Genomic DNA, 22315 nt, shown 5'->3' on the forward strand with positions numbered 1-22315 from the left:
CCTTGCTTACTGCATCAATGTTATGACTTAACCTGTCGACAAACCTGTTCAATACCCATGGCAAGCCGGGCTAAGCCCTCTTTAATATCCTGTTGAGAAATAATCAGGGACGGAGCAAAACGCACCACATTCGGACCCGCAATCAAAGCAATAAGCCCGTACTGTGCGGCAGCCTGAACAATCTCTTTGGCCTTCTCGTCATAATCCTTGTGAAGCACACAGCCAATCAGCAACCCGCGCCCACGGATTTCAGAAAAGACTTTGTGGCGGGCGTTTATTTCAGCCAATCCAGCCAAGAACCACTGATGCCTCTCTTTTACGCCTGCGAGGAGTTCTGGTGTGTTGATAAGAGACAAAACAGTACCCGCCACGGCACAAGCCAGTGGATTACCGCCGTAGGTAGTACCATGACTGCCGACATTAAGTGCGCTGGCATATTTGGTCGTCGTTAACATTGCCGCAATCGGGAAGCCGCCCCCAAGTGCTTTGGCACTGGTCAGCACATCAGGCGTTACACCGTAATGCATGTAGGCATAAAGTTCTCCGGTACGGCCAACCCCGGTTTGTACTTCATCAAAAATAAGTAATGCGTTATGACGATCACACAAAGCTCGCAAGCCATGTAAGAACTCGCTATCAGCGGGTAGCACACCACCTTCCCCCTGAATCGGTTCCACAATGACAGCACAGGTTCGGTCATTAATCAGTTCCTCCGCTGAGGCGATATCATTGAAAATACCGTGGCTGATCCCCCCCGGTAGCGGAGCAAAGTCTTGCGAATATTTCGGCTGCCCGCCCGCAGAAACGGTAAACAGCGTCCGGCCATGAAATGCATTCCTGAATGCCACAATCTGGTTCTTTTCGCCGGCAAGCCCTGGCTTATTACCGAAATTATTCAACGCATATTTACGGGCCAGTTTCAGTGCCGCTTCATTGGCTTCAGCCCCAGAGTTACAAAAGAAAACTTTCTCGGCGAAAGTGGCATCAATCAATTGTTTTGCCAGGCGCAGTACCGGTTCATTGGTATAGCCGTTACCCAAGTGCCATACTTTTTCTGCCTGCTCAATCAGTGCTGCTTTTACTGCCGGATGCCCATGTCCCAAGGCATTTACGGCGATACCACCAGCAAAATCGATATAAGATTTGCCCTGCTGATCCCACAGTGTCGCGCCTTCCCCTCGCACGATAATAAAATCTGCTGGTGCATAGGTTGGCACGATCCATTCATCAAAAGACTGTCGGGTAACGGGGATTGGGTGTTCCATAGTGGCCTCTTTGATCAGCGTAAATATGGGGTTGAGAGAGTCATCGTTTGAGGTCACCATACCCCAACAAAAATCTCTTATTCTGTTAACAATAAAGAATGAAATATATTCACCTGATATAAAGTGTACAGCAGCTTTCATGCCACACCAGTCACAATGTGAATAAAATGTACAAATTCCATTAAAACAATAATTTAAATTGCATAGTTATGCAAAACACTCGCATTCATACTGAACTTTAGCGAAGAGAAAAGCCATTTTCGTGGGTTTGAGTAGAAATTATATGCATTTGACATCAATTTTGATTTTTGCTCTGTCAGATCACATTACAGCAACACAAAAATAACAATTAAGCTTTCCAACGCCCTATAAATGGGCAGTGAATGCATCAATTAAGTGCATTTCTCCTGCTAACAAGGCCGGTGATACGAAAGGATTTACTCCGTTTATGCATAATGGAATGAGGGATATTGCAGAAATAGCGGCAGAAGATAATGCTGTTATAGCTCCATTTTCTGGAGCCAGGTAAATATACTCATAGCGGAAATTAGATGGTTATCGACGCGAGCGGCTATTATCTATGACGCTGGTGAGTTGATTAATCAGTTGCGCCAGTATGCGGATGGCTTGTTCGCTCTGTTCCGACCAGGCAAACGAAGCATTCAGGCGAAAACAGTGATCAAACTGACTGCCCGTGGTAAACATTCTCCCCGGCGCGATGCTAACCCCCTGCGCCAACGCCCGCCGATATAACTCACTGGCATTAAACGGCGGTTCCAACTCCAGCCAAAGGAAATATCCCCCCGCAGGATGGCTGATTTTGACATTTTTAGGAAAATGCTCAATAACCGCCTGATGCAGCGTATTGAGCCGCTGTTCCATTAAGCGGCGCAGGCGGCGCAGATGAATGTCATATCCCCCCTGACTGAGATAATCTGCAATCGCTAACTGAGTCGGCACACTGGCCGAAACCGTACTCATCAGTTGTAAGTGCTGAATTCGCTGCGCATGTTCCCCTGCTGCGACCCAACCGACACGGAATCCCGGCGCCAGGCATTTAGAAAACGATGAGCAATGCAGAATTTGCCGATGCTGATCGAGTGCTTTGGCTGGCAACGGCCGCTCCGCACCAAAGTACAACTCACCATAAACATCATCTTCAATCAACGAGATATTATTCTGCTGTAGCAGGGCTACGAGCCGTTCTTTCTGCGGCCAGGACATCGTGCAACCCAATGGATTTTGAAAATGTGTCATCAGCCAACAAGCTTTGATCGGGTATTGGTTAATCACCTGTTCGAGCGCATCGAGGTCCATACCCTGTTGTGGGTGGGTTGTAATGGCAATCGCTTTTAGCCGCAAACGCTCGATCGCCTGTAATGCACCATAAAATGCGGGTGACTCAATCACTACCCAATCTCCGGGCTGCGTAACCGCTTGCAAGCTCAGACTTAGTGATTCCATCGCACCCGCAGTGATAACAATTTCTTCAGGGGAGACATTCATTCCACTGGCGGCATAACGCTGAGCTATATTGCGCCGCAAACTTTCGTTACCCGGTGGTAAGTTAGTCACAGAGCTTTGTGGTGATATCTTACGTGCGACGCTGGCCAGCGCCCGTGATAATCGGGGTTGTAACAATAAACTCGGATCGGGAAATGCCGAGCCAAATGGCATTATTGCTGGGTCTTTCCCTGCCTGTAGTACATCAAAAATAAAGGCATTAATGTCTACCTGTTCATCCAGATGCAGTTTTTTCCCTCGCTGTGGCTGGGGTAATTGTGTCGGCCGTGAAGCAACATAATATCCCGACTGCGGCCGGGCCACGATCCAACCTTGGCTTTCTAATAGCTGATAGGACTGCACTACGGTCATCAGACTTAATCCTGATTGTTTACAACTTTCCCGCAACGAAGGCAGCTTGTCACCCGCCTGCCAGACCTTGGATTGTATTTGTGCCCGGATTTGCTGAGCTAACTGTTCATATCGAGTCATAAGCCAACTGTTATAGGTAAGATTGAATTAATTGTCACTATTATAGCCACTTTAACTTATGGTTAACTAACTGCCAAGTTTACTCCGCCAAATAATCGCCTGTTGTCACTACCTGTTATCGGGATAACTAATACCGGCGTGATTCATTTTATAGATTAATGAGGCAGCACCATGTTTGCAGCGAGGTCACTATGTTTGGCTTAACCGCTCTAGAGTTGGCCAGAATCCAATTCGCTTTTACCATCTCATTCCATATCATCTTTCCAGCCATCACTATTGGGTTGGCCAGTTTTCTTGCGGTGTTAGAAGGTTTATGGTTAAAAACCAAAAATGAGGATTACCGCGACCTCTATCATTTCTGGTCAAAAATATTTGCCGTTAACTTTGGTATGGGTGTGGTATCTGGTTTGGTCATGGCCTATCAATTCGGCACTAACTGGAGCTTTTTTTCAGAATTTGCCGGCAGTATCACCGGCCCGTTGCTGACATATGAAGTACTGACCGCGTTCTTCCTTGAAGCCGGTTTCCTCGGGGTGATGCTTTTTGGTTGGAACCGCGTTGGGCCGGGTTTGCATTTCTTTGCAACCTGCATGGTGGCATTAGGCACGTTGATGTCTACCTTCTGGATACTCGCCTCCAATAGCTGGATGCAAACCCCCCAAGGCTTTGAAGTTATTAATGGGCAAGTGGTGCCTGTCGATTGGTTGAAAGTGATATTCAATCCATCCTTCCCCTATCGGTTACTGCATATGTCCACGGCTGCTTTCCTTGCATCGGCATTCTTTGTCGGCGCCTCTGCCGCCTGGCATTTACTGCGTAAACGGGATACACCCGCGATGCGGAAAATGCTGTCAATGGCAATGTGGATGGCGTTGATCGTTGCCCCACTACAGGCGGTTATTGGCGATGCCCATGGCTTGAATACACTGGAATATCAACCGGCTAAGATTGCGGCGATTGAAGGGCACTGGGAAAACAAGCCCGGAGAACCCACGCCACTCATTCTGTTTGGTTGGCCAGACATGAAGCAGGAGAAAACCCATTTTGCGCTGGAAATTCCTTATTTAGGCAGCTTGATCCTCACTCACAGCTTAGAAAAACAGATCCCAGCATTGAAATCTTTCCCAGTGGAAGATCGTCCGAACTCAACCATTGTCTTCTGGTCCTTCCGTATTATGGTCGGATTAGGCATGTTGATGATCTTGGCCGGTATCTGGAGTTTATGGCTACGCTGGCGTGGCAGCTTATACCAATCGCGCCCTTTCCTCTATTTTGTGCTGTGGATGGGACCGTCGGGTTTAATTGCTATTCTGGCCGGTTGGTTCACCACCGAAGTCGGCCGCCAACCGTGGATAGTCTATGGTTTGCAACGCACCAGTGATGCGGTTTCATCTCATGGCGAAATGCATATGAGTATCAGCCTGCTGGTCTTTATTGTGGTTTATGGTTCGGTATTTGGGGTTGGTTACGCTTACATGATGCGGCTTATCCGTAAAGGGCCAAAAGCGCATGAAGGTACCCAGCAACAACCCGGCGGACCCGGTCAGCCGAATACGCCATCACGGCCACTGTCGGCAGTAAGTGAGTCATTTAGTTCTGACAACCACCAAAGCAGGAGCTAATTATGGGTATCGATCTTCCACTGATTTGGTTTGTCATTATCGTTTTCAGTACCATGATGTATGTAGTGATGGATGGTTTTGATTTGGGTATCGGGATCCTGTTTCCACTGGTAAAACACAGCCGTGATCGGGACTTGATGATGAACAGCGTCGCCCCCGTGTGGGATGGTAACGAAACCTGGCTGGTTCTTGGAGGGGCGGCCTTATTAGGTGCTTTCCCGTTGGCATATGCAGTTATTCTGGATGCACTGGCAATTCCTCTTACCCTAATGTTATTGGGTTTGATCTTCCGTGGCGTAGCCTTCGAATTTCGCTTTAAAGCCAGCGCTGAAAAACAGCATATCTGGGATAAAGCCTTTATCGGTGGGTCATTGATTGCCACCTTTACTCAGGGCATAGTGGTCGGTGCTTTTATTCACGGCTTCCCGGTAACGGGGCGGAGTTATAGTGGCGGCCCATTTGACTGGTTGACACCTTTTGCTCTGTTTTGCGGCTTCGGTCTGGTTATAGCCTATGCACTACTCGGCTGTACCTGGCTCATTATGAAAACCGAAGGACATGTGCAACAGGTCATGCATAAGCTAGCCACACCACTGACATGTGTAATGCTGCTCGTTATTACCATCATTAGCCTGTGGACACCGCTTGCACATCCACAAATTGCGGCACGCTGGTTTACGCTACCCAATCTGTTTTTGTTCTTACCGGTGCCATTATTGGTAGTCCTGGCTAGTTGGGTATTACTGCGCTCAGTTAAACGGGGTGGGCATTATGCCCCCTTCCTATTGACGTTATTGCTGGTGTTCCTTGGCTATAGCGGTTTGGGTATTAGCATTTGGCCTTATCTTATTCCGCCATCCATTACTTTGTGGCAAGCGGCAGCTCCGCCGCAAAGTCTGGGTTTTATGCTGGTCGGCGCACTCTTTATTATTCCTATTATTTTGGTTTACACCTTCTGGAGCTACTACGTATTCCGAGGGAAAATCCATCACGATCAAGGTTACCACTAAGTACCAAGTGGATAATGACAATCATGGGCTAGTTCGCTGGCCCTGATATGTTCTTATAGTGAATATTAGAATTTGTATGCATGAGACTTATATGTCTGAAAATAAAACGATAAAATCACAAACAGCCCTTCAGCCAACTGAACAGCTAAAATCGCCTTGGTGGAAGAAGATCGGCTGGATGTTACTTATTTGGTGCGGTAGCGTACTGACTTTATTCGCAGTTTCTATGTTGTTTCGTATGATGATGACTGCGGCCGGCATGAAGTCCCATTAACGCTTACATGACACGATGAACATACGGTAAGGTTGCCACGTTTATTGGTCAAAGGAATATTATGTTATGAAACGTTACCTCATCCCCTTGGTTAATCAGATAGCTTTACTGATGATGCTACTGGGTTTACTGGGCCTTGCCGGTATGACTATCTCGTCATGGATGGCGCAAAGTATTCAGGGTAACGCGCATGCCATCAACAAAGCAGGCTCGCTACGCATGCAAAGCTACCGGCTGCTTTCAATGGTACCGTTAAATAATGGTGATTTGCCCTACCTGGTTGCACTCGAGCAGGATAAAACCAGTAGCGACTTACAACATGCGTTACAGCGAGAAGGGTTAACCAGCCAATATCAACAAATAGAGCGTTACTGGCAAACCACGCTAAAACCACAGTTGCTACAAGCTAAACATCCCGATGACGTTGCCGTCAACGTGGCAGACTTTGTCCACCAGCTAGATGCTCTGGTATTAGCCATTGACCATAAAACTGAACAACGCTTGTTATTGGTTACCATGATTCAACTGGTGTTCATTGTTCTGACAATGAGTTTACTATTGGCCACTATCTATTATTTGCGCCGCCGCATACTGCGTCCATGGCTGCAATTAATCTCCATGGCGAATGCGATTGGTCGCGGTGATTTCAGCAAACGCTATACGCTGTCTTATCAACGAGATGAAATGGGAATGCTGGGTACCGCATTGAATCGAATGTCGCAGGAACTTTCTTTGATATACAGTGACTTGGAGCAACGAGTTACTCAAAAAACCGCTGATTTACAACAAAAAAATCAAGTATTAGCCTTTCTATATCATAGTAGCCGTCAATTACATACCCACCAACCATTAAGCGAGCGCTTAGTTCCAATTATCGAGCAGCTACAAACACTGACACCATTGGAAAATGTGCAGATCTGTTTATATGAAAATCATCTTTATCGCGATCATCTCGCTGATAACGCCGATGGCGAATATCTGCCGCCCCAAAACAGCCCGGCACAACTCACTATTAGCAGCTCATCTGGCGGAGTGAGTAGTGCTGTTTTGCGGGAATCTTTGAGTTGGAGTCTGAGTGATAAGCTTGGTCAATATGGGTTACTACTGGCAAAACTACCCACTGATAAATCACTCAATTCAGATCAGCAGCAACTGGTCAATATGCTGGTGGAGCAACTGAGCAGTACATTGGCTCTGGAAAGCCAAGCCCGGCATCAGCAGCAATTATTATTGATGGAAGAGCGTTCAGCCATTGCCCGGGAACTGCATGACTCCATCGCCCAGTCGCTTTCCTGCCTCAAAATTCAAATCAGTTGTTTGCAGATGCAAGCGCCCGACATGCCGGAACCCAGTAAACTTTTAGTACAGCAAATGCGCGATGAACTTAACATCGCCTACCGCCAGCTACGTGAATTACTGACGACCTTCCGCCTGAAGCTAAATGAGGCAACATTACAAGCGGCACTTCAGACTTTGGTAAATGAATTCAGCGAGCGAGCCAGTTTACCCATTACCCTCGAGTTTAACTTGCCGTCAGACTGTGTCCCCGACCATCAAGCCATTCATATGGTTAACATTGCCCGTGAAGCACTGAACAACATTTATAAGCATGCTCACGCCAGTATGGCCACAGTCAGGGTTACTGTTGAGCAAGGTGATGTCATCATGTCCATCCGCGATAACGGCTGTGGGATTGGACAGGCCAGCGAGCGGCCTAATCATTACGGTTTGATCATTATGCAGGATCGGGCAAATAGCCTGAATGGTGACTGTAACATCCGCCAACGGGACGATGGCGGAACAGAAGTTCAGGTGCGATTTGCTCCAGATAATGACTCTCTTGACTGATGCTTTCTGTCCAGATGGCCTATCTCTACCGCTTCGTGGCTAGATCTGGTAATCAATCACCACCTCATCTGCTGCCTCTGCCAACACTTTCTCTTTAATATCATGCAAAGAAAGTGTTGGATTACAGAGCTGTATAAAGAACCAAATGAAGTTACGTTGTAACTGACCTCGTTTTAGCCCTAGCCAAACAGTATTAGCATCAAACAAGTGTTCGGCATTTAGTCGTACTAACCCTTTATCACGATGTGCCTCGTAGGACATATCCGCCAGAATGCCGACTCCCATGCCGAGTTCAACATAGGTCTTAATTACATCAGAATCTTGTGCACTGAGTGCAATATCGGGTGTCAGTCCAGCATTTTTGAAGGCATTGTCCAAACGTGAGCGGCCAGTAATCCCCTGACGATAGGTAATCAATGGCAACGTACTCAGCGTTTCAAGGGTGATATTAGGGTCTTGTGTTAGCGGGTGATTATCCGGCACGACAATAGCGTGGTGCCAGCGATAATAAGGAAACGTGGCGACAGACTCGTCACTCATTAATAGTTCAGTAGCAATACCAATATCCGCTTCACCGGAATGCAGCATGGCTGCAATCTCTTGCGGGTTCCCTTGGCTAATAACTAACTTAACTTGCGGGTATAACAGGCGGAATTCTTTAATCACCCGAGGCAAACTGTAGCGAGCTTGAGTGTGTGTGGTAGCAATATGCAACTGTCCACTATCATTATTGCTGAATACATCAGCCAGACGGCGGATTTGATTAGCATCATTCAGCATGCGTTCGGCTACTGTCAGCAACTCCTTGCCCGGTTCAGTCATCCCGAGCAACCGTTTTCCTCGTCGAACGAAGATCTCAATACCCAATTCTTCTTCTAGTTCGCGAATATGCCGGCTAACACCCGATTGTGAGGTAAATAAAGTATTAGCCACTTCGGTCAGGTTATAGTTGCAACGGGCTGATTCCCGAATAATTTTAAGCTGCTGGAAATTCACATTTAGCCCCTTTTGATTTCACTCTATTTGGTAGATAGATTTACGGGGGAAAATGGCCACCAACAAATACAAAAAAACCGTTGCTTATGTTTTTTTGTGCTAAGTAAAGCTTATGGCATACGTAAATCACTATACTATGGTGGTAAAAATTGAAATAACCCAATTTATCAAAAAGATAGGGGAAATAGAGGGGTTTCTAATTTTGGGGGAGAAATTAAAATCAGCTATATTTAATTACTTTTTAATATACCCAGAGCTATTGGTATTGCCGGTAGAGCGCCGACTCCCCTACTGATGCGTCAGTTACCCAGAGGATCGTACTTTGCCGTTAGACGCCCTTTTGGCTCGGTGCTAAAATCGCTTAATAAAATTCATCTGCCAAGACTTTATCTCCTTCATATTCATGCCAGGGAGTGAGTTGACATTGATGTTATTCAGCCTTTTATGTATGTAAGGCTGTTCAGGAGTTACTCATGCCATTGGCTATTATCGCACTCACCATTGCTACCTTTGGCATTGGTACCAGCGAGTTTGTAATTATGGGGTTATTGCCGGAAGTTGCCCATGACTTGGGGGTCAGTATCCCTAAAACCGGGATGTTGGTTTCTGTTTATGCCATGGGTGTGGTAATCGGCGCACCTTTATTGGCTATTGCAACGGCGCGAATCCCGCGTAAATCCACACTTTTGGGTTTAATTGTCCTGTTTATTATTGGCAATGTCCTGTGTGCATTGGCACAAACCTATAACTTATTGATGGCTGCCCGTATTATTGCAGCGCTCTGCCATGGCACTTTCTTTGGTTTGGCATCGGTGGTCGCCACTGATTTGGTCCAACCTAACCGCCGGGCGCGGGCAATAGCATTAGTCTTTATGGGTGTCACACTGGCAAATGTACTTGGTGTGCCATTAGGTACAGCAGTTGGACAAGCTTTTGGTTGGCGAGCCGCTTTCTGGGGTGTCAGTGCTATTGGTATTGTAGCTATCATCGCGGTAATCGCCTGGTTACCGAATAATATTCCGATGAAGAGAATCAGTCCTAAGCTGGAATTCAAAACCCTGATGCAGAAAAAAGTGCAAACCGCCTTACTGCTATCAGTATTAACCAATGCCAGCCTGTTTACTGTTTTCACTTATATTGCACCATTATTGCGTGAGGTGACGCGAGTTTCTGAACATGGCGTTACTGTGGTGTTATTGATTCTTGGGGTTGGGTTGTCCATCGGCAGCGTGATGGGAGGTCGTTTAGGCGACAAAAACCTGGTGGGATCCATGACCCGACTAATCGCCATACTGATAGCTATCCTGCTGGCGCTGCATTACACCATTGGTTTCTATTTACCGGCACTACTGACATTGTTTATCTGGAGTATTGTGGCTTTTGCCTTGTGCCCAATGTTACAACTATTAGTAGTGGATCAGGCCCGTGACGCCCCTAATCTGGCATCAACCTTTAACCAAAGCGCGTTCAATTTAGGTAATGCATTGGGCGCCTGGTTCGGTGGCACCTTGCTGGCTTTTGGTCTGCAATTACAGCAACTTCCGCTGGCTGCAATGGTCGTGATGGTTATCGCACTGGTCACTATGTTGCGTTTAAGATTGCATTTCCGTCGAACGGCAATTGTAAAACCCATCAATTAAGCAATCAATTCATCTTGCCCTACATATCTGTGGGGCAAATGCGCCGTTGCAGCCTATCGCACTCTTTTTATGCAAATAATTATCATTAACATTGGTTGATGTTATAGTTTATCCCTTTATAAGCCACAACCTCTGCTGGCTGATGACCAAGAATAAAACATCATAGGATAAGAAGGATAAACTGTGACCACAGGATCAACCGCAGCAAAACCCACACATCGCCCAGTTCCACCGCGTCTGATTCAGGTGAAAAAGATAGTGGATACCTCACCGCATTTACGTCGAATCACCTTCCATAGCCCGACATTGCAGAATTACCCGTCTGATTGCGCGGGCGCTCATTTGAAAATCTTCCTACCTTTGGCGAGCCAAACTCAGCCGGAACTGCCAGTACTTGGTGAAAAAGGTCCAATCTGGCCTGCCGCCGAGGTCCGTCCGATTGTTCGAACCTATTCTGTTCGTGCTTCTCGCCCAGAACTGAGTGAGCTGGATATTGAGTTTGCTATTCATGATCACCGTGGTCCGGCGGTCGATTTTGCCCGCAATGCCAAAGTCGGTGATTGGTTAGGGATTACCAATCCTGGTGGACCGGAAACTATGTTGCCAGCAGCGGCATACAGCTATCTAGTGGGTGACCCCGCCTCACTGCCCGCTATTGCCGCCTTACTGGAAACCCTGCCTGCAAATGCCGAAGGCCATGCCATCATCCGTGTAGATAGCCCGCAAGATGTATTGAATCTGATTAAACCTGCCGGGTTGGAACTGAGTTGGGTCATTGGGGGTACGGAAAAAACAGGTGATGTGATAACCCAATTCTGTGCGCTGAATCTGCTGATGGAAGAGTCAACATTCTGGCTGGCTGGAGAAGATAGCATGGTGGTGCAATTGCGCCGTTATCTGCGCCGAGAAAAAGGGTGTGAGCGGCAGCAACTTTATGCTGTACCCTACTGGCGCGAAGGGCTGAATGAAGAAGATTATCACCATAAGCGCCATGAAGTTATGGACAATATTGACGAGTAAGATTAATTAATATCTGTAAAATCAATGGACATTACCCTGTAGTGTCCGTTTTCATAGCTATTTTTTTTACCCTTTCCAGTTAAAACCTTGTAAATTTTCTGCGACAATTCCCTGTTATTTGTTAGTCTTAAAGCTACTTAGCCTACAATATGGCACTTAATTATCATTAAATGGCTCTAATGCCCGTTTAATGCAGTAAAGTTATTAGGAGCGCTCTCGAAATGAAGTCGCAAAATGATCCTGGCCGATCTAAATCTCGCCATCACGAATACTCCCTCATCCTGCCGATCATTGCATTGGTCATTCTTAATATCTGGGGTGATACCAGCAATTTTGCTGCTGTTATTGTTATCAACCTGATCGCACTTGTGGGTATCCTGAGCAGTGCTTTTAGCGTAGTGCGCCATGCCGACGTATTAGCACACCGCCTGGGAGAACCCTATGGCTCTTTAATCCTCAGTCTGTCGGTTGTTGTGCTTGAGGTCAGTTTGATCTCAGCCATGATGGCAACAGGTGATGCCGCACCCGCCCTGATGCGCGATACGCTCTATTCAATCATCATGATTGTGATTGGTGGATTGGTCGGTGTTTCCTTGCTGCTCGGCGGTCGAAAATTTGCTACCCAGCATGTCAATCTGGTAGGCATTAAACAGTATCTGATGGCTATATTCCCGCTGGCTATCATTGTGTTGGTGCTACCGAGTACCCTGCCCGGCGGCAACTTTAGCGTGGCTCAATCACTGGTTGTCGCAGCAATTTCAGCCGCGATGTACGGTGTTTTTCTGCTGATTCAAACCAAAACGCACCAAAGTCTATTTGTGTATGAACATGAGGATGAAGGTGACGACCCGAGTGACCCTCACCATGGTAAGCCATCCTCACACAGTAGCTTGTGGCACACATTTTGGTTGTTAATTCATTTAATAGCAGTAATAGCCGTTACCAAATTTGATGCCAACCCATTAGAAGCACTGCTTACTGAGTTAAATGCACCGGCTAAATTTACCGGTTTCCTGATTGCTCTGCTAATCCTCTCCCCTGAAGGATTAGGGGCGTTAAAAGCGGTGCTGGCTAATCAGGTACAGCGTGCGATGAACCTGTTCTTCGGCTCAGTGCTGGCAACCATTTCACTGACCGTTCCTGCGGTTACCTTGATTGCGGTAATCACCGGGCAAGAGTTGAACTTTGGTCTGGAAGCGCCACATATCGTGGTGATGGTCAGCGTGTTGATTTTGTCGCAAATATCATTTTCCACCGGCAGAACCAACGTACTTAATGGTACCGCCCATCTGGCGCTATTTGCCGCTTATATGATGACTATCATGCTGTAACTTCATGCCCGCCAAGGGACAAGCAAAGGGCAAACGTTTATCGCGCTTGCCCTTTTTTATCGGGTCATCCATTCATAACACTGAGTTATGAATAGGCATTTAGAGTGTGTTGGCAGAGTGCAGAGCGGACACAGTCCTGTTTATCAAAGCGGATGATACCAATCATTTCATCCTCAGCAAAACGCTCCAGCGCGTCACTGAGACCTGATTTCACACCACGCGGAAGGTCGCATTGGGTGATATCGCCATTAACGATGACCGTAACATTTTCACCGAGACGGGTTAGGAACATCTTCATTTGGCTGGCGGTTACATTTTGTGCCTCATCGAGGATCACTACCGCATTCTCAAAGGTACGCCCGCGCATATAGGCGAAAGGCGCAATTTCCACTTTGCCGATTTCTGGGCGCAGGCAGTATTGCATGAAAGACGAGCCGAGCCGGCGCAGCAGAATGTCATACACCGGGCGGAAGTAAGGCGCGAACTTCTCAGAGATATCACCAGGTAAGAACCCCAGATCCTCATCAGCCTGTAGTACAGGTCGCGTCACAATTATCCGATCAACTTCTTTGTGAATCAGTGCTTCTGCGGCCTTAGCCGCGCTGATAAAGGTTTTACCACACCCAGCTTCGCCGGTCGCAAAGATGAGCAGTTTATTGTCTATGGCTGATAAGTAATGACCTTGAGCTTCCGTACGCGCCTGAATAACGGAGGTATCACGGCTATCCCGTGCCATACCTATTGATTCAACACCGCCCATTTGCACTAACGATGTCACGTTTTCTTCCTCACGTTGACGATGGCTACGTGAATCACGTCTAATTACGCGTTTCGCTTCACGACGAGCTTTGATCACTGCTTTCTGTCTTCCCATAGTGGCACCTTACAGTTTGTTTCACCTACCGCAGCAGCGGTTGCCTGCGCGATTATATCCGTCATACTTCAAGCTGCATGTGTGTTGACTTCCTGCAACTCGAATTACTTTGGGTATATGTTTCACATACGGATGAGGTTTTTGGCTTCCTTCGCAGCCAATAATAGCCAATGAAAAATGCGAGTAGCGTCAACACCCAGGCCCCAAAATGACTTGTGTAAAAACAGGTCTGGGGTGAGAACGATATCGCAAGGGAGTTATTACGTGACATGAATACTTGAAACAATAACGCTGGAGACAAAAATATATCAGGGATAGATAATGACAGTACTGCTGGAAAATGAGAGTCGGAGGGGGAGCCCTCGTAACAACGAGTTGCTTGGGTAAAACAGTGGTCTTGTCTTAACAGCCCAATCATGGACTCTAGCATTAGCGATCCCCGCAGTGATAAACAACAGCCTAAGCTATGCACCGTGTGAAAAATACCGCCAGATGATTACAGTATAATGACACTCTTAAGTTTCGCGATCTCAAAATGTAAAAAAATATAATTTTTTTATTTGCTCATTTTTTGCTCTGATTATTTTTTGCATCGCGCTATACTATTAAGCCCTGTTTTACTCCCTGCATCAAACGAGCTTCGTAATTTCGCCTTTACCTTTTTTATTTGGGTTATAAGTAAAGACGAAAATAAAAAAACATCATTAATACAATAGAATAAACTCAAATGTAATTAACCAGATCCTCTCTAACGGCTGATTCTTAAATCCTGTAAACGTGCTATTTGTCGGCCTTCACTATCAAAGTTCTCCAGAGCCAGCCAATCATTAAATGCCTGCTTAATTAATGGCCATTCACGATCAGTTATGGAATACCAATTGGTGTCTCTATTGCGCCCTTTAGTCACAATCGCCTGACGAAATTGGCCCTCATACTGAAAACCAAAACGAGACGCAGCAGAGTTTGAGGGTTCATTCAATGAATCGCATTTCCACTCACAGCGCCGATAACCTAATTTATCGAAGACATAATGTAATAGTAAATATATTGCCTCTGTCCCTGCCGAGTTACGTTTTAAACGTGGCGACCAATTCACTGAACCTATCTCGATAACACCATTATTCTCATCAATTCGCTGTAAGCCAACCGTCCCCAATGCAAGGCCCGTCTGTGCATCAATAACCGTATAGTGGACAGCCCCCGGTGCATTGATCAGGGTTTGCAGATAGAGATGAAAATCAGCTTCATTTTCAGGTCGTTCACAATAAAAATAAGTCCAGTCATCGGCCTCTTTCGCCATGTGATACGCCTGATATAACGACGCTTCATGCTTGTCTGCATTCACTGGCGCGAGATAGCAAAAATGGCCGGGTAAAATCTCACGCTGAGGTTGCTGCGCTGATTGCCAATGCGGTAATTCAGTGCCGATAGTTTGCCCAAAATAGTTTTGCTTCACTGTATGCTCCTTTTAAACACAACTGGCAGAGGAATATCAATTATTACGATACTCAATGATTTCACGCGCGGTAATTCCTGCCAAATCATAGCAATATATAAGGCAAGAATGGCAAAACAAAGTGACGTTTTTTGGCGGGAAATAGCTGAAATAATAGCAAGCAGGGTCTGAATACCCGATATAAGTACAGAATAACTTACTATCAGGTATTCAGAGATGATGGCCCATCACCCCCGGCGTAGATTAACTACCGGTGCAACGGTGGGAAGCTGTAGTCCTTCTTTGACGTCCAGTAATTGCCCATGTTCATCATTATATAACGTGAGACAGGAACCCGCTTGAAGCTGAGCCACCACCTCCGCTGAAAGTTCCATACTGCTAGCCAACTCATCATCATTCAGATGTGGTCGATGCCCACGACGTTCTACCTGAAAACGCACCTGATTGTATTTAGCCCAGACGATGATTACCACGGCATTGAATGCCGCAATCGCCGCATACAATGCCAAGGTTGTCAGGCCGCTAATAATATACATTCTGAACGGAATCGGCCCCATATTCGGCGCTCTACCAATCATGTCGAGAAAACCTTTCACGAACAGAAAGATAAAACCTATCCAGGCCAATGCCGTGATAATAATGTCGATCCAGCGCGGTATCAGCCGCTGTTCAGTGTGAATAAGAGGTGCACTCATGGTTTAACCCTCCCGATCCCACGGTCAGGGCTAACCCAACGCGCACGTTTACGCTTGGTATTGAGCATGACTTTGGGGAACGAAACCACTGTGGTGAACAAGCTCAGCATCCAGTAGACCATGGGATACCAGATAATCCAAAACAGTGAACTACCCAGTTTAGGCTCATAGCGCCGTTCAATGACCAAGCTTATCGCAAACTGCATCAAGCAAGTCAACGCCAGTACCATCCCGGTAAAGGCCGGTGGGAAGACTGTTTGTACATGGATACCTGGCGGTAAAGTAATAACCAATCCCAGTAGGAACAGGATAATACTGAACAGGTAAGTGAACGCCCAGGTTATCGACAGTGAATATTCAAGAAACAGTAACCACATGCGGCGATTACGCCAGCGCCACAGCTTAAACATATTTTTCAGGAAAACTTCAGCCCCGCCCTGCGCCCAACGCAAACGTTGCTTCCATAAACCACGTAAGGTTTCCGGCATCAAAATCCAGCACAAACCGCGAGGCTCAAAGAATACTGACCAGTGCCTGATTTGTAATTTCCAACTGATATCGATGTCTTCCGTGATCATGTCCGGGCTCCAGTAGCCCACATCCGCCAGTGCTCGGCGACGGAACGCAGCAACCACACCAGAGACGGTGAAAACTTGACCATAGACACGTTGTGTCCGTTTAATCAGCCCGATGATAGAAGAGAACTCACCAACCTGCACACGGCCAACCAACGTTGAGCGCGTACGGATTCGCGGGTTACCGGTAACCGCACCCGTGCGTGGATTCGCAATCAGCGGCGCGACCAAATAAGGCACCGCTTTGCTGTCCAGTAGGGCATCACCATCAATACATACCAGATATTCACTACGTGCCGCTGCTGCTCCCATACGCAGAGCAATAGCTTTACCCTGATTATGAGCCAGATGAATAACACGCAACCGCGAGTCCTCAGCCAACAGGCCATCCAGCACTTGTGCAGTATCATCACTGGAGCCATCGTTAATGGCGATCACTTCAATATTGGTGTAAGTCTGTGCCAATGCCGCGTGAATGGTTTCCCGCGCATTCTCTCCCTCATTAAAACAAGGGATTAAAATAGACACTAACGGATTACCTTTTAGCTCCGGTGCGGGAACATCATCGCCCCACGGCCAGTGTCTTTCTCGGCGTAGCCAAAAATAGACACCACCGGTTATCCAAATACCGGACATAAAGAGCGGATAGAAGAAAACAAAATTCAGCAACACATCACCAGTAAAGAGCAGGATCATACCCGCAGGTATACTCAGTACTAGGCATAGGATGAGTAACGCAATAATTCTATCGATCATATAAAGGGTACCAGGCAGAAGATAGCACAGGGCGGACATCTTTTAGCGGTGGTTCGCCAGTGATAAAGTTATCCGGATAGTAACCAAAATTTTGCGCGCCATTTAACTGCAACTGGCGCATCCATCCCGCCAGTATCGGGCCGCTGATGGCATTGCTGCCCTCAGGCTTGGTCCAGTCCTTCGATTGCAGTTCAAATACGGTTTTATTCAGGGCCCCAGGGCGCTCTGCAACTTTATTAACTAATTGCGATAGCCACTCATTAGACTCTGATAACGGCACCTTCTCCATTAGCGGCATTGCCATCGGGGCAACCCAATCATAGTTAGCCAGGAAATCATCAAGATTCTGCGCAAACCATGCTTCACTTTCCGGTTCTAAGATCGGCATAGCAAATATATTACGGGCAGATTTTACTTGTGGACCACGGATATCACGCACCTGACGTGTTAACTCATTAGTAAAATCAACCAGATATTTACTCTTATATCGCGTCCAGCGGGCCATGGTTTCCGGGTCTTGGCGTATGGTAGCAATTGAACCTGGGAAACCGGCTTTCTCATATGCACGGATAGCATCCGGCGATGCATCTTCAAAATCAGACATTACCGCGTCGTCATGATAGAGAATCCCGTCAATCGGTGCGCTATAGGCCATATCGCGATAAATATCGATGATGCGCTGTCTGACTTCCGGGTTAAATGGCGATAGGCGACGATATTGATCCGGATCGATACTGGTTTTCCCTGTTTTTGGGTCAATACGCTTAATCCGTGGTAACGACGGGTCCATCTCAAATGCCAACACCGGCATCCAGGCATAAACATCCACATCAGGGCGTGATGCTAGTTGCCAGGCAACGCGGTTAAACAAGTTCTGGCGCATTGGTATCCAACGGTTAGGGAAGTATACCTGACGAATATTGCCATCCCCTTTCGGATCAGAAAATGCTTGCAGGAACACCGTGGTGACGCGTAAATCAGAAATCCGTTGTACCAGTTTGTCGAGATTTTCCTTTTCCTGTACCGGGTCTGGATCGTAGAGATAATCCAAGTCAACATGCGCCACCCGCATGATGTCTTTTTCCTGCACAGAGGTAACCAACTGGGCAAAGTCTTTCAACGACGGATTATTACTGATCAAGATACGCGGTATATTCATCAGATCATTGACGTTACCAATACCGGGCTCCAGTGTCATAGCCATCTGGTAACCGTGTTGGCGTAAGATATTTAACACGGTTCCATTGGCTGCACCGTATGGCCAAACCCAGACTCTCGGTTGCTTGCCCGTTGCCTGAATAAGACGCTGAGTTATCAAGGTAACCTCTTTTTCCATCCGCTGCTTGAAAGCCGCTTCAGTTTCATATTTTTTCGTTTTAGGGTCATAAATCAAGTTGGCTGCTGCCGGTTCGGTATTCCCCTGCGGGTTTGCTATCACGCCGTAATGGGAAGCGTAAGTATGTGCACCGATTTCAATCAGTTTTGATTTAGCCATTTCGCTGATCTGTTTCCAGGTAAGAAAACGATCGCGATCAGTACTTAAACCACCGAAATCCACCTTCTTATTCGGTGGCGTATCGATCCAAGTCCCCACTGGAGCCAGTACTGCACTCAAATTATTGGCTTCTAACAATGGGTAAACACGGTTATAAAAACTACTGTACCCATCGTCAAAGGTCAGTAAAATGGCTTTATTAGGCAGCGGTGCGCCACCATTACGGGCCGCTAAAATCTGATCAACAGACACCACGTTGTAACGATTATCCTTTAGCCAGGCCAATTGTTCACTTAATGCGCTGCTTCTTACTGACAGATAGCGTTGGTCTGCGGATTCATCTTCAACGTCGTGATAAGCAATAACCACAAAGGTATTTTTTTGCCACGGCCTTTCACTTAGCGGCAATGCCCGCTCAGCGGGTGGAACGAATACCGGTTTCTCTGCATAACACACCGAGGCCAGCACCGTTATCATTCCTACTACAAGTATTCGTATAAAAAATAGTATCTTCGCCATGGCGCTGATCCCTTAGAAACGGTAATTCAAATCGAAAGCGAGCGAGAGATCGTGCTCACGGACACCATCATAGGGGCGCTTATCGTAGGTCACTGCTATCCCAGTATCCACGACATCATTCCATTGAATGCGTTGCCCATAACCTGCCGTGGTTACCAGACCATTACCGAAGTTTTTCTCCCAATAACCGCCAACACCGAGCTGAATTTGTTGGCTCCAGACGGTTTTATAGTGGCGATACATAATGTGGTTTAGGGTAATGGCAGGGACGTAAGTGAAATCACTTTTCGGGTTATAGTAAATCACATCCTCTTTGGTGTTATGGCTCGACGCTAACCCTAAGCTAAGATCTGCCGTCAGGTAAGGGCCCGTCCAGACACGCTGGCGTCCGTTGAACTCGTATTCCCAACGGTTGTTGCCGTCAGAGAAACGTGACGGTGTCACGCTAATTTCAGCATCACGCCGATCATCTGCTTTCCAGAACACATATGCTGACGCACTGTTAGCGGATATATTATTTTTTAATGCCCGCAATGGGGTATCTTTGGCCAGTCTCTCAACCTGCCCGCCAACGCGCCAGTGATCATTAAAATCGTACCAAGTCGATAACCGAGCACCGGTTTTGTTACCAAAACCGTAATTCTGATTATTCACTTCAGCCTCAACCCAATGGTCACGGGATGTCCACTCGCCCCCTAGCCGTGTCGCACGATTAATGCCTTTTCCTTCTTCAAATTGCGCATTGTCGTAGCTGCCACCACCGAATACCCGCCAGTTTTCAGCTATCGGGGGGCTATACAGCAAGGTTTCAACGCCAAAATCCTTGTTACCACTGATTGGGCTGTTGGAAGAAATAGTTCGATTCCCGGTTACACGCAATTCATACATGTTATGCACTTTGCGCTGACGATCGAGCTCCTGAGAGGGAACATCTTCAGGAGAACGGGTAATCACATCATCAGTGAGTAACTCCATCTGATGCCATTCCTGCAAATCCATCGCAGTTTCAGCTTGTGCACGTTCCAGAATAAGACTGCGTGGCGCCAATGACTCTACTGCTTTCAATTCTTGTTCAGATTTACGTGGTAAATCTTTTGCCAAATAGATACCGGCCAGAGCAATACGTAAATTCTGGTTAGCAGGAGCAGTACTGGATAGCGTTTCCAGTTTTTTCTGCGCCGCAGGCAGATCATTGAGTGCTACCAGGGATTGAACCAGCAGAGTCTGCCCTTCCATCCAGTCATCATTCGGCTCTTTACCTGGCAGACCATAAACGCCAACCTGATACGGCGTTTGCTCGCTATAGTTTTTAGCGAATTGATGTGCTTTATCCAATTGTTCACTTTCATTCAACGAATAATAGAGATCATCTGCATCAAGTAAATCATCGCTATTACGGAATGTTTTGCCATCGGCGTAATACAAACTGGTCAAGATGGGCGCTGCTTTTTCTGGCATCCGGCGATCGATATAAGCAGATGCCGCCCAGCGACGTGCATAATCCGGCATCTTGTAGCCTTCGGCTTCCATGCCTTCATATTCTTTAATGAGTTGTTCGGTATTACGGCGAACCAATAACGCGCCTAATCTATCGATACGAGCACGTTGATAATCGGCCTGCGCTTCGGGATCTTTGCTCCAGCGGGCTAACAAATCCTGATAATCAGCCAACGCTTGATCAGCAATATAAAATCGCTCCGTCTCGCTGCGTGTTGGTAGTACCGCCATACGGACTTGTTCCGCTGCAGCATCTCGCTCAAGTTGCCGATATTGCTCTGCGGTCACTAATTTTGGATTCTCTTTGGCAAGCTGCAACGCAGGATCGGCAATACGGTTTCTTTGCAGAATCTCGAGGTGATTTTTTAATACTTCCTCAGATTCCGGTGCCAGTCGTACCGCCTCACTCGAGGCCTGTAAAGCATCGTAATTGCGGTTGGTTGCCCGATTAAGATAAGAGAGGGTCATATAGTTTTTTGCAGAAGGGTCACGCGCAGCCAGGTCTTTCGCTTGCTGTAAAGCTTCACCACCGCGCCCGGAATCCGCCTGAGTCATTATCATGCCAGTGATAAGATCTGGGTTGGTTGGGTCTTTCTTTAAACTGCTTTGCCACAATGCCAACGCCTGATCCCAACGTTTTTCATTGCGATATGCACGCGCTGCTGACGCTAAGCCCCGCGAAGAGAGATTCATTGAAGAGTGGTATCTTTCGTAAACGTCAATGACCTCTTGATCACGCCCTGCCCAACCGGCTATTTGTAGCCAGTCGTCTACCTGCCCACTATTGAGAGGGCCAGATTTGGATTCTTTTTGTAAGTAGTCAAGGACCGGCGCGGTATCTCCTGATCTGGCTTGGATGATTAACGAATCATACTGTGTATCTGCCAAAACTGGATTAACTGAAAGGCCGGAAATTAATAGCGCTAATAAAGTTATTCTGTGCCGGTGCAACGGGCGCAGTAGTGTTGTAAATGCGTTATACATTATATAACCCTTAAGCCAGCAACTTGTTTGATGATCAAGGAAAGCTACTTCACGAACATCCATTTTTCATTATGGAATTATGATGAAATGAAGTCCTTAGAATGTATTACAGCATGTTACATAGGATAGTTGAAAGAAAATACTGTTGTCGAATTATTATAGAATATTGTTATTCCAGCGATTAATAGAGGTGAAAATGTGTTATAGCGGTTAGTTTTAATGAAATTAAGATTAATCTTAGAAGAAAACTCTTTAAAAAGGCAAAATTTAGCGACGAAATATTTTCACTAAGGGAATCCTGCGATACAGTCGTCTGCAAAAGGGTAGCACGATTTGATTTTCGGGCTGTTTTAGCCTGTTTTTTTTACTACTTTTAATTTTAATATCTAAAATATTATTTATCTTATAACTAGAAAATAAGTCCGCTATTATTAGCAATAGTAGATTATCACTACCGTTATCA

General features: G+C 46.6%; 17 protein-coding genes and 1 pseudogene. 8 read left to right on the plus strand and 10 right to left on the minus strand.

Annotation, left to right across the window (positions count from 1 at the left end):
- Positions 1 to 20 precede the first annotated feature (20 nt).
- Both A6J66_006910 and A6J66_006915 read right to left on the minus strand, forming a co-directional pair.
- Complete coding sequence (locus tag A6J66_006910; protein ID PNM23954.1) at positions 21 to 1265, minus strand: aspartate aminotransferase family protein; 1245 nt, start codon at positions 1263 to 1265, stop codon at positions 21 to 23.
- Between the two features lie 555 nt (positions 1266 to 1820).
- Positions 1821 to 3260: a PLP-dependent aminotransferase family protein gene (locus A6J66_006915; protein PNM23955.1), complete on the minus strand. Its 1440-nt coding sequence runs from the start codon at positions 3258 to 3260 to the stop codon at positions 1821 to 1823.
- Positions 3261 to 3451: 191 nt separating this feature from the next.
- On the opposite strand from A6J66_006915, the gene A6J66_006920 reads away from it, so the two are divergent.
- The 4 genes from A6J66_006920 to A6J66_006935 all read left to right on the plus strand — a co-directional run bounded on the left by A6J66_006920 (position 3452) and on the right by A6J66_006935 (position 8014).
- The gene (locus A6J66_006920) at positions 3452 to 4882 is read left to right on the plus strand and encodes a cytochrome ubiquinol oxidase subunit I (GenBank protein PNM23956.1); all 1431 of its coding nucleotides are present in this window, start codon (positions 3452 to 3454) and stop codon (positions 4880 to 4882) included.
- Between the two features lie 2 nt (positions 4883 to 4884).
- Entirely contained in the window at positions 4885 to 5892 is a 1008-nt protein-coding gene (cydB, locus tag A6J66_006925; GenBank protein ID PNM23957.1) for a cytochrome d ubiquinol oxidase subunit II, read from the plus strand.
- A gap of 76 nt (positions 5893 to 5968) precedes the next feature.
- Positions 5969 to 6166: a DUF2474 domain-containing protein gene (locus A6J66_006930; GenBank protein PNM23958.1), complete on the plus strand. Its 198-nt coding sequence runs from the start codon at positions 5969 to 5971 to the stop codon at positions 6164 to 6166.
- Positions 6167 to 6232: 66 nt separating this feature from the next.
- Entirely contained in the window at positions 6233 to 8014 is a 1782-nt protein-coding gene (locus A6J66_006935; protein ID PNM23959.1) for a nitrate/nitrite two-component system sensor histidine kinase NarX, read from the plus strand.
- Between the two features lie 39 nt (positions 8015 to 8053).
- Here A6J66_006935 and cbl read toward each other — a convergent pair whose 3' ends face one another.
- Entirely contained in the window at positions 8054 to 9010 is a 957-nt protein-coding gene (gene cbl, locus A6J66_006940) for a CysB family HTH-type transcriptional regulator (protein PNM23960.1), read from the minus strand.
- A gap of 112 nt (positions 9011 to 9122) precedes the next feature.
- Here cbl and A6J66_006945 point away from each other — a divergent pair, with 112 nt between their 5' ends.
- The 4 genes from A6J66_006945 (at position 9123) to A6J66_006960 (ending at position 13001) form a co-directional block, all read left to right on the plus strand.
- A complete protein-coding gene (locus A6J66_006945) occupies positions 9123 to 9305 on the plus strand; it encodes a hypothetical protein (protein PNM23961.1) in 183 nt (60 codons plus the stop codon).
- 178 nt (positions 9306 to 9483) lie between these two features.
- Positions 9484 to 10650 (plus strand): MFS transporter, encoded by a 1167-nt coding sequence (locus A6J66_006950; GenBank protein PNM23962.1) that lies wholly within the window; start codon positions 9484 to 9486, stop codon positions 10648 to 10650.
- Positions 10651 to 10833: 183 nt separating this feature from the next.
- Positions 10834 to 11670: a siderophore-interacting protein gene (locus A6J66_006955; GenBank protein PNM23963.1), complete on the plus strand. Its 837-nt coding sequence runs from the start codon at positions 10834 to 10836 to the stop codon at positions 11668 to 11670.
- Between the two features lie 221 nt (positions 11671 to 11891).
- On the plus strand, positions 11892 to 13001 hold the full coding sequence (locus tag A6J66_006960; GenBank protein ID PNM23964.1) for a sodium-potassium/proton antiporter ChaA: 1110 nt from the start codon (positions 11892 to 11894) through the stop codon (positions 12999 to 13001).
- Between the two features lie 85 nt (positions 13002 to 13086).
- Here A6J66_006960 and A6J66_006965 read toward each other — a convergent pair whose 3' ends face one another.
- From A6J66_006965 to A6J66_006995, 7 genes and pseudogenes are all read right to left on the minus strand, one after another.
- A complete protein-coding gene (locus A6J66_006965) occupies positions 13087 to 13875 on the minus strand; it encodes a phosphate starvation-inducible protein PhoH (GenBank protein ID PNM23965.1) in 789 nt (262 codons plus the stop codon).
- 122 nt (positions 13876 to 13997) lie between these two features.
- A pseudogene (locus tag A6J66_006970) lies at positions 13998 to 14305 on the minus strand (hypothetical protein).
- Between the two features lie 318 nt (positions 14306 to 14623).
- Positions 14624 to 15331: an N-acetyltransferase gene (locus A6J66_006975; GenBank protein PNM23966.1), complete on the minus strand. Its 708-nt coding sequence runs from the start codon at positions 15329 to 15331 to the stop codon at positions 14624 to 14626.
- Between the two features lie 227 nt (positions 15332 to 15558).
- Positions 15559 to 16026 carry a poly-beta-1,6-N-acetyl-D-glucosamine biosynthesis protein PgaD gene (locus A6J66_006980; GenBank protein PNM23967.1) on the minus strand — a complete coding sequence of 156 codons (468 nt, stop codon included), beginning with the start codon at positions 16024 to 16026 and terminating at the stop codon, positions 15559 to 15561.
- Entirely contained in the window at positions 16023 to 17357 is a 1335-nt protein-coding gene (locus A6J66_006985; protein ID PNM23968.1) for a poly-beta-1,6 N-acetyl-D-glucosamine synthase, read from the minus strand. The genes A6J66_006980 and A6J66_006985 overlap by 4 nt, the downstream gene beginning before the upstream one ends.
- Positions 17347 to 19371, minus strand: coding sequence for a poly-beta-1,6-N-acetyl-D-glucosamine N-deacetylase PgaB (gene pgaB, locus A6J66_006990; protein PNM23969.1), 2025 nt, complete (start codon positions 19369 to 19371; stop codon positions 17347 to 17349). The genes A6J66_006985 and pgaB overlap by 11 nt, the downstream gene beginning before the upstream one ends.
- A 12-nt stretch (positions 19372 to 19383) precedes the next feature.
- A complete protein-coding gene (locus A6J66_006995) occupies positions 19384 to 21852 on the minus strand; it encodes a poly-beta-1,6 N-acetyl-D-glucosamine export porin PgaA (protein ID PNM23970.1) in 2469 nt (822 codons plus the stop codon).
- Positions 21853 to 22315 lie beyond the last annotated feature (463 nt).

Source organism: Yersinia enterocolitica (assembly GCA_002082245.2).
GTDB lineage: Bacteria > Pseudomonadota > Gammaproteobacteria > Enterobacterales > Enterobacteriaceae > Yersinia > Yersinia enterocolitica_E.

Coding starts and splice junctions, on each gene's coding strand:
- A6J66_006910 (PNM23954.1), bottom strand. CDS start 1,265: ATGGAACACCCAATCCCCGTTACCCGACAGTCTTTTGATGAATGGATC.
- A6J66_006915 (PNM23955.1), bottom strand. CDS start 3,260: ATGACTCGATATGAACAGTTAGCTCAGCAAATCCGGGCACAAATACAA.
- A6J66_006920 (PNM23956.1), top strand. CDS start 3,452: ATGTTTGGCTTAACCGCTCTAGAGTTGGCCAGAATCCAATTCGCTTTT.
- cydB (PNM23957.1), top strand. CDS start 4,885: ATGGGTATCGATCTTCCACTGATTTGGTTTGTCATTATCGTTTTCAGT.
- A6J66_006930 (PNM23958.1), top strand. CDS start 5,969: ATGCATGAGACTTATATGTCTGAAAATAAAACGATAAAATCACAAACA.
- A6J66_006935 (PNM23959.1), top strand. CDS start 6,233: ATGAAACGTTACCTCATCCCCTTGGTTAATCAGATAGCTTTACTGATG.
- A6J66_006945 (PNM23961.1), top strand. CDS start 9,123: ATGGCATACGTAAATCACTATACTATGGTGGTAAAAATTGAAATAACC.
- A6J66_006950 (PNM23962.1), top strand. CDS start 9,484: ATGCCATTGGCTATTATCGCACTCACCATTGCTACCTTTGGCATTGGT.
- A6J66_006960 (PNM23964.1), top strand. CDS start 11,892: ATGAAGTCGCAAAATGATCCTGGCCGATCTAAATCTCGCCATCACGAA.
- A6J66_006965 (PNM23965.1), bottom strand. CDS start 13,875: ATGGGAAGACAGAAAGCAGTGATCAAAGCTCGTCGTGAAGCGAAACGC.
- A6J66_006980 (PNM23967.1), bottom strand. CDS start 16,026: ATGAGTGCACCTCTTATTCACACTGAACAGCGGCTGATACCGCGCTGG.
- A6J66_006985 (PNM23968.1), bottom strand. CDS start 17,357: ATGATCGATAGAATTATTGCGTTACTCATCCTATGCCTAGTACTGAGT.
- pgaB (PNM23969.1), bottom strand. CDS start 19,371: ATGGCGAAGATACTATTTTTTATACGAATACTTGTAGTAGGAATGATA.
- A6J66_006995 (PNM23970.1), bottom strand. CDS start 21,852: ATGTATAACGCATTTACAACACTACTGCGCCCGTTGCACCGGCACAGA.